Source organism: uncultured Caballeronia sp. (assembly GCF_964243625.1).
Taxonomy (GTDB): Bacteria; Pseudomonadota; Gammaproteobacteria; order Burkholderiales; family Burkholderiaceae; genus Caballeronia.
Window position 1 is genome coordinate 1 of sequence record NZ_CAXTGZ010000300.1, and the last position, 7,141, is coordinate 7,141.

The following is a 7,141-nucleotide window of genomic DNA, read 5'->3' on the forward strand; positions in this document are numbered from 1 at the left end:
GTAGGGAATGGCGTACATCATGTCGACAATGCGCATCATCGCGTTGTCCACGCGTCCGCCCACGAACCCCGCAATCGCGCCCCACACAATGCCGAGCGTCACGGACGTGAGCGTCGCCAACGCGCCGATCATCAGCGACACACGTCCGCCCACGAGACACCGCACGAGCAGGTCGCGGCCGGTTTCATCGGTGCCGAACAAATGCCAGTTGGCAAACGTCGGCGTGGAACTCATCATGTTCCAGTCGGTGGAATCGAAGGCGTTGGGCAATACGATCGGACCGATGATGCAGGCGAGCGTGATCAGAACAAGAATCACGAGGCTCGCGACGGCCGCCTTGTTGCGCGCAAAGCGCAAGCGCGCGTCCTGCCACGGGCTGCGCCCTTCAACCGGCACGGCCAGCACGCTTTCGAGCGCGGGGACGAGCGTTCCTTGTTTCATTGCAGACCTCATGCGCATGGGCTAACTGATCAGTAGCGGATTTTCGGATCGAGCCACGCGTACGCGAGATCGACCAGCAGATTGAGCAGGACGGCAACCACGGTCACCAGCACGACGAGTCCGAGCACCAGCGTGTAATCGCGATTCGCGGCGCCGTTCACGATCAGCTTGCCGATACCCGGTAGCGAGAACACGGACTCCGTGACAACAGCCGCGGTGATCGAACCGATGGCAAGCGGCCCGATCACCGATACCACCGGGATCATGGTCGGGCGCAGCGCGTGGCGCAGCACGACGGTCCATTGCGACAGGCCCTTGGCATAGGCGGTACGAATGTAGTTGGTGTTCATCACTTCGATCAGACTGCCGCGCGTCACGCGTCCGACGGTCGCCACATTGATGATGGTCAGGAGCGCAATAGGCAGCACCATGTAGCGCACATGGAAACCGTTCCAGCCGCCGGCGGGAAGCCATTTGAGAAGAATCGCGAACACGAGAATGAGCACGGGCCCGATCACGAACGACGGAAACGCACTGCCCGCATTCCCCACGATCATCAGCAGGTAATCCGCCGGGCTGTTCCTGTAGAGCGCCGCGAAGATGCCGAGTATCACGCCGAGCACGATTGCGAGCACCATCGACACACCGCCGATGGTCAGCGACACCGGCAACGCGCGCAGCACGAGGTCGTTCACGCTCCAGTCGGCGTATCTGAACGATGCACCCAGGTCCCCATGCAAGAGGCTGTTGAGATACAGCAGATACTGCTTCCACAGCGGTTCGCCGAGATGGTATTTCGCCTGCAGGTTCGCAAGCACTTCGGCCGAGACCTTGCGCTCGCCATCGAACGGACCGCCCGGCGTTGCATGCAGCAGCAGATAACACACCGTGACGACAATCAGCAGCGTCGGCACGGTCAGCAGTACACGCCTCAACGTATAAGACCACATGGAACTTCTCTCCTGGCGGCGTCGCGATCAGTGTGCGTCGCGACGGCCGCCTCATGGGTGTTGCGGGAACGGTAGCGAAAGCGTGGCGCCTCGCTCAGTGCTTCACGATATACAGATCCTTGCTGCGATAACGGTCCATCGGGTTCTTCAGTGAATACCCGCCCACGTAGCTCTTCACGAGCCGCGCGATCGTGTATTGCAACAGCGGCAACATCGGATAGTCGTCCATCACGAGCTTCGCGGCCTGCGTCTGCAATTGCGTGCGTTTTGCCTGATCGGTGGTGGAGTTCGCTTCCTTGATCAGCGCGTCGGCCTTGGGATTGCAGTTGAAGTTGTCGTTCTGCTCCGACCCGCATGAGACGAGCCCGAGAAACGTGGTCGCGTCGTTGTAGTCGGCAACCCAGCCATTGCGCGCGATCTGGAAGTCACCGGAATGACGTTTTTTGGTCAGGACCTTGAATTCCATGGTGTCGATCTGCGTGTCGAGACCCAGCTTGGTCTTCCATTCCGATGCCGCGAAAATGGCCATCTTCTTGTGGTAATCGCTCGAGTTCATGGCGAAGCGAATCGTCGTGCCGGGCTTCACGCCCGCTTGCGCGAGCAGCTTCTTCGCTTCTTCCACGCGCTTGGCCATCGGCCATGTCGACCAGTCGTAGGCAGTGACGTCGGCGCCCTTCACACCCTTCACGATCACGCCATACGCCGGGATCTGGCCGTCGGCGGTGACGCGTTGCGCGAGGATGTCGCGATCGATCACCATCGACAACGCCTGGCGCACGCGCACGTCCTTGAGCAGCGGGTCCTTGTTGTTGAACGAGTAATAGCGCAGGCCGAGCATGGGCGAGAGCTTGATGTCGTTCGGGAAGTCCTGCTTGTACTTCGCGTACGTTCCCGACGGCAACTGGTAGACCCAGTCGTTGTCGCCTGACTGGAACAGCTTGATGTCGGTGGTTTCGCTTTCCAACGGCAGATACGTAACCTGCGTCAGTTGCACGTGCGCCGCGTCCCAGTAGTTCGGGTTGCGCGCAAGCACCAGCTTGCTGTTCACTTGCCAGTCCTTCAGCACGAACGCGCCGTTGCCGACCAGCTTGCCGGGCTTCGTCCAGTCCTTGCCGAATTTATCGATGGCGGCTTTGTTGACCGGACCCAGGTTCGTATTCGACATCAGTTCGGGAATGAACGACACAGGACCAGGCGTCCTGACTTCGATGGTATAGGCGTCGACCGCGCGAACGCCGAGCGAATCCAGCGGCTTTTTCCCCGCGATGATGTCAGCGCCATTGAGCAGGAAGATGCCAAACGTCGTTGCGTAAGGCGACGCGATCTTCGGGTCGACAAGACGCTGGCATCCATAGACGAAATCATTGGCGACCACAGGTTCGCCATTGGACCACTTCGCGTTCTTTCGCAAATGGAAGACCCATGTAGTGGCATCTTTCTGTTCCCATTTTTCCGCCACGCCCGGGACGACTTCGCCATCGGCATTCGTCGCGGTCAGGCCTTCAAAAAGATCGCGAGTCACGTTGTTCGACGGCACGGTTTCGGCCAGGTTCGGATCGAGCGTCTCGACTTCAGACGCGTTGTTGCGGACCAGCTCCTGCTTGGCGGCGAGTTGCACGCCGGCCGGCACGTTTGCCGCATGCGCTACAGGAATCGTGCTGGCGGCGACAACGACGCTCGCGGCCAATGCCGGCAGCCATTTACCGCTTTTGCCGAAGATGCGGCGATCGACAGCATCGCCCGGACGAAAAAAAGCGTCAACGCGTGCGCTACGAGCAACGAGTCCTGCGAACAACATCATGGGAATCCTTCTTATTTATCTTTACAACGGCGCAGCGGGGCATGCACGCGCCAGACAAGGCCAGCTTTTACCTTATCTGGCGGCGCGTTCTGTGCAGAAATGTGTCAGCGTCTGCGGCTTGATCAGGAACGACGTTCCGGCCTCCTGCGTCTGTCTCCAACTCGCAACGGCTGTTTAGCTTATCTTTCAAACTGCTTTACCGACGCTACGAATCCACAACAAATTCGAATTCGCCGGGAGTATTTCAGAGCAATAAAGTGGAATCCACTCACATGTGCTTATAGGCCATGTGTTTTGTGTATGACTGAGTGTCCGCCGTGCATAAGTTTTGTGTTTTCGCACGAGCGTATTTCTTCGGTCGGCAAGCATGGGCGTATCGCGCTACCATCGGCGTCCTCACGGTTCACCAGCAGGCTCGCTACGATGATTCGTTTTCGCCAGATAGAAGCATTCCGTTCGTTGATCATGACCGGTACCAGCGTGGGCGCTGCGCGTGCTTTGCACGTCACGCAACCCGCCATTAGCCGTCTGATTGCAGATTTAGAGGCTGACCTCGGTTTCAGCCTCTTCAGCCGCACTGGCGGCAGGCTCAATCCAACCAATGCCGGATTGCGTTTTTTCAAGTCGGTCGAAGAGAATTTCCTGGGGCTGGACCGCTTGAAACAAGTGGCCGAACTCATCCGCGATGAAGCTTCAGAAGGACTGACCGTCGCATGCTTGCCGGTGCTTGCAAGCACCCTGCTACCGCCCATACTCGCCGATTTTGTCGAGCGTCATCCGGGCGTGCCCATCCGCGTGGACTCGGTAAAGGTGCCCGAAGTGCTTACTATCCTTCAGAACCACAAGGCCGACGTGGCAATCAGCCAGGCGTTCGCGCCGGTTGCAGGTATCGAAGTGGAAAAACTGCTGAGCGCGCGCGGTCAATGCGCGATGCCGGCTTCGCATCGGTTGGCCAGGAAAAAAGTCGTGCGTACGTCGGATTTGCGTGGTGAACGCATCATTGGATGGCTGCCGAATTCGCGTCAACCGTATGCCGCCGAGCAATCGTTGTTCGCGGCCGGCGAGGATCGCGCGAACTATACGGTGATGACCGACACCGCGCATACACGATACGCCATGGTCGCGGGCGGACTGGGCGTGTCGATCGTCGAACCGTTCGCCGCGAAGGTGTGGCGCATGCACGGCGTGATCGTGCGGCCGTTCGAAGCGGCTATTGAATACGAGTACGTGCTTTCGTATCCGAGCAGCGGCATCCGTTCGGATCTGGTCGCGTCTTTTCGCGAGTCCGTCCTGCGCGTGGTGGCAACGTATTCCCTCGATGAAGCCCCCGTGCTCGCCGACGCATAAAAACACCGGATTTGCCAGCCTTTCAAAAGAATTCCGCCTCGTGGTATAAGCCCGGATGCGCTTCCCGTCATCCTGTCCGCCGGGAAGTGACGACGAGACGAATACCCAATCAAGAGGAGGAGAAAGATGGCAATGAAGATGTCCATGAATTCACTGCATCGCACGCGTTCGTTTGCGCTTGGAAGTGTAGCGGCGGCGATTTTTGCGGTATCGATGGGATTTGTCGAAAGCACGCCGGCATACGCCAAGGTTGCACAGCAACCGGTGGTGCTGACGGCGTCGGCTGTTGCTGTCGCGGACAAGTTCGCCGCTGATGCCGCCGAGCAGATCTTCAAACAAGGCGGCAACGCGGTCGACGCCGCCGTTGCCGTCGCCTTCACGCTGGCCGTGACGTATCCGGAAGCAGGCAATCTCGGCGGCGGCGGTTTCATGACGCTGTACGTGGATCATCGTCCGTACTTCCTCGATTATCGTGAGCGCGCGCCGATCGCGGCCACGAAGAACATGTATCTCGATGACAAAGGCGAAGTCATCAAGGGCATGAGCCTTTACGGACATCGCGCGGTCGGCGTGCCGGGCACGGTCTCGGGCATGTGGGAAGCGCAAAAGCGCTTTGGCAAGCTGAAGTGGAAGCAAGTGGTCGCGCCCGCGATCAAGTACGCGCAGGACGGCTTCGAAGTCAGCGACCAGTTGCAGGAACGCAAGGACGCGGCATCTAAGGAATTTGCAGGCAAGACGAACTTCGACAGTTACTTCGGAACCCTGAATAAAGGCGTGAACTTCAAGCAGCCGGAACTGGCTGCCACGTTGCAGCGTATTGCGGACAAGGGCGCGAAGGGCTTTTATGAAGGTCAGACCGCAAGCCTGATTGCCGACTCCATGCGGGGCCACGGCCTCATCACGGAACAGGATCTGAAAGAGTACAAGGCGGTCTGGCGCACGCCGGTTCTCGCAAGCTGGAACGGCTACCGGATCATCACCGCGCCGCCTCCGAGTTCGGGTGGCATCGGTCTCGTCCAGTTGCTCAAGATGAAGGCCGATCTCAAGGACAAGTACGCAAACGTTCCGCTCAATTCGGCGCAATACATCCACCTGACGGCGGAAATCGAGAAACGCGTCTTTGCCGATCGTGCGCAGTATCTCGGCGATCCTGATTTCTACAAGGTGCCGATCGCGCAACTCATCAACGACGACTACATCCTGAAGCGTGCATCCGAAGTGAATCCGGACACGCCGTCAGACACGAAGAGTGTTATTCCGGGCCTGGGCACCACAATGCCCGAGAAAGCCGAGACCACGCACTTTTCGATCGTGGACAAATGGGGCAACGCGGTATCGAATACGTACACCATCAACGGTTATTTCGGCGCGGGTGTAATTGCCGACGGTACGGGTGTGGTGCTCAACGACGAGATGGATGACTTCTCCTCGAAACCGGGTGTCGCAAACATGTTCGGCGTGGTCGGCAGCGATGCCAACGCAATCGAACCGCGCAAGCGTCCGCTCTCCTCCATGTCGCCCACGATCCTGACGAAGGACGATCAGGTCGCAATGGTGATCGGCACGCCGGGCGGCTCGCGCATCTTCACCTCGATCTTTCAGGTGATCAACAACGTGTACGACTTCTCAATGCCGCTGCCCGAGGCCGTCGCCGCGATGCGTTGGCATCACCAGTTGCTGCCGCCGAACACGATCTTCTGGGAGCCGTACAAGCCTATCGACGGTGATCTGGCGAAGGAACTCGAAGCGAAGGGTTATACGCTGCAGAAGCAGGGTTTCAACGGAGACATCCAGGCCATCGAGATCAACGATAAAACGCCTGAACCCGTCGCCGATCCCCGCGGCCGCGGCGTGACGCGCGTGATCCAGTAAGCCTTGTAAGGAGCCTCGACAAAGCACAAAGGCCAGGTCTTCGGACCTGGCCTTTGCATTTTCCGCCGCACGATAAAACCCGCCCATAAGCCCCTGGAATCAAGCTTATAAGGATCGCGGCATGACTGGAATCCCATTTTTGAGATTGGATGCGGCGTGCTGATCGCCTAGTCTCTGTCCTGGCCCAGTCCAGCGCATCGTTTCTGGCCACTACTAAAAATACGACTTTCGAGACGACCCCTGAAGACGGCTCTCCGGCTTGTTCCCGGCCCGTTTCAGCATGCTGATAAAGGAGAACAGCTCATGATGGAACCCCACGCCCAGCCGCTTCGCGGCATCGATATTCAACAGGACGAATCCCCGTCCGCTCACGGCCGAACGCAAGACGAGACGCAAAGCAAAACGCAAGGCGGCGCAATCGACCGCTATTTCCAGATCAGCGCACGCGGCAGCACGCAGCGGCGCGAAGTGATCGCCGGCATTACCACGTTTCTCGCGATGGTTTATTCCGTCTTCGTCGTCCCCGCCATGCTCGGAAAAGCCGGATTCGATACCCGCGCCGTCTTCGTCGCCGTCTGCCTCACGACCGCCTTCGGTTCGCTGCTGATGGGCGTCTGGGCACGCCTGCCGATCGCAATCGGCTGCGCAATCTCGCTGACCGCCTTCACCGCATTCGGGCTTGTGCTGGGCAAAGGGCTCTCGCCATCCGTGGCGCTCGGCGCCGTATTCC

The 7,141-nt window shown here is 59.1% G+C and carries 5 protein-coding genes and 1 pseudogene; 3 read left to right on the forward strand and 3 right to left on the reverse strand.

Features of this window, described 5'->3' with window-relative positions; all coding sequences use genetic code 11:
- The 3 genes and pseudogenes from ACFFAR_RS19560 to ACFFAR_RS19570 form a co-directional block, all read right to left on the reverse strand.
- Nucleotides 1-441, reverse strand: a pseudogene (locus ACFFAR_RS19560) (peptide ABC transporter permease); the annotation flags it as partial.
- 29 nt (nt 442-470) lie between these two features.
- Nucleotides 471-1,391 carry an ABC transporter permease subunit gene (locus ACFFAR_RS19565; protein ID WP_086381082.1) on the reverse strand — a complete coding sequence of 307 codons (921 nt, stop codon included), beginning with the start codon at nt 1,389-1,391 and terminating at the stop codon, nt 471-473.
- A gap of 94 nt (nt 1,392-1,485) precedes the next feature.
- On the reverse strand, nt 1,486-3,192 hold the full coding sequence (locus ACFFAR_RS19570) for an ABC transporter substrate-binding protein (RefSeq protein ID WP_375508303.1): 1,707 nt from the start codon (nt 3,190-3,192) through the stop codon (nt 1,486-1,488).
- A gap of 423 nt (nt 3,193-3,615) precedes the next feature.
- On the opposite strand from ACFFAR_RS19570, the gene ACFFAR_RS19575 reads away from it, so the two are divergent.
- From ACFFAR_RS19575 to ACFFAR_RS19585, 3 genes are all read left to right on the forward strand, one after another.
- A complete protein-coding gene (locus tag ACFFAR_RS19575; protein ID WP_062003109.1) occupies nt 3,616-4,539 on the forward strand; it encodes a LysR substrate-binding domain-containing protein in 924 nt (307 codons plus the stop codon).
- Nucleotides 4,540-4,752: 213 nt separating this feature from the next.
- Entirely contained in the window at nt 4,753-6,411 is a 1,659-nt protein-coding gene (ggt, locus tag ACFFAR_RS19580; protein ID WP_375508305.1) for a gamma-glutamyltransferase, read from the forward strand.
- A gap of 303 nt (nt 6,412-6,714) precedes the next feature.
- The coding region (locus ACFFAR_RS19585) for a solute carrier family 23 protein (protein ID WP_375508304.1) at nt 6,715-7,141 on the forward strand (427 nt) is incomplete at its 3' end.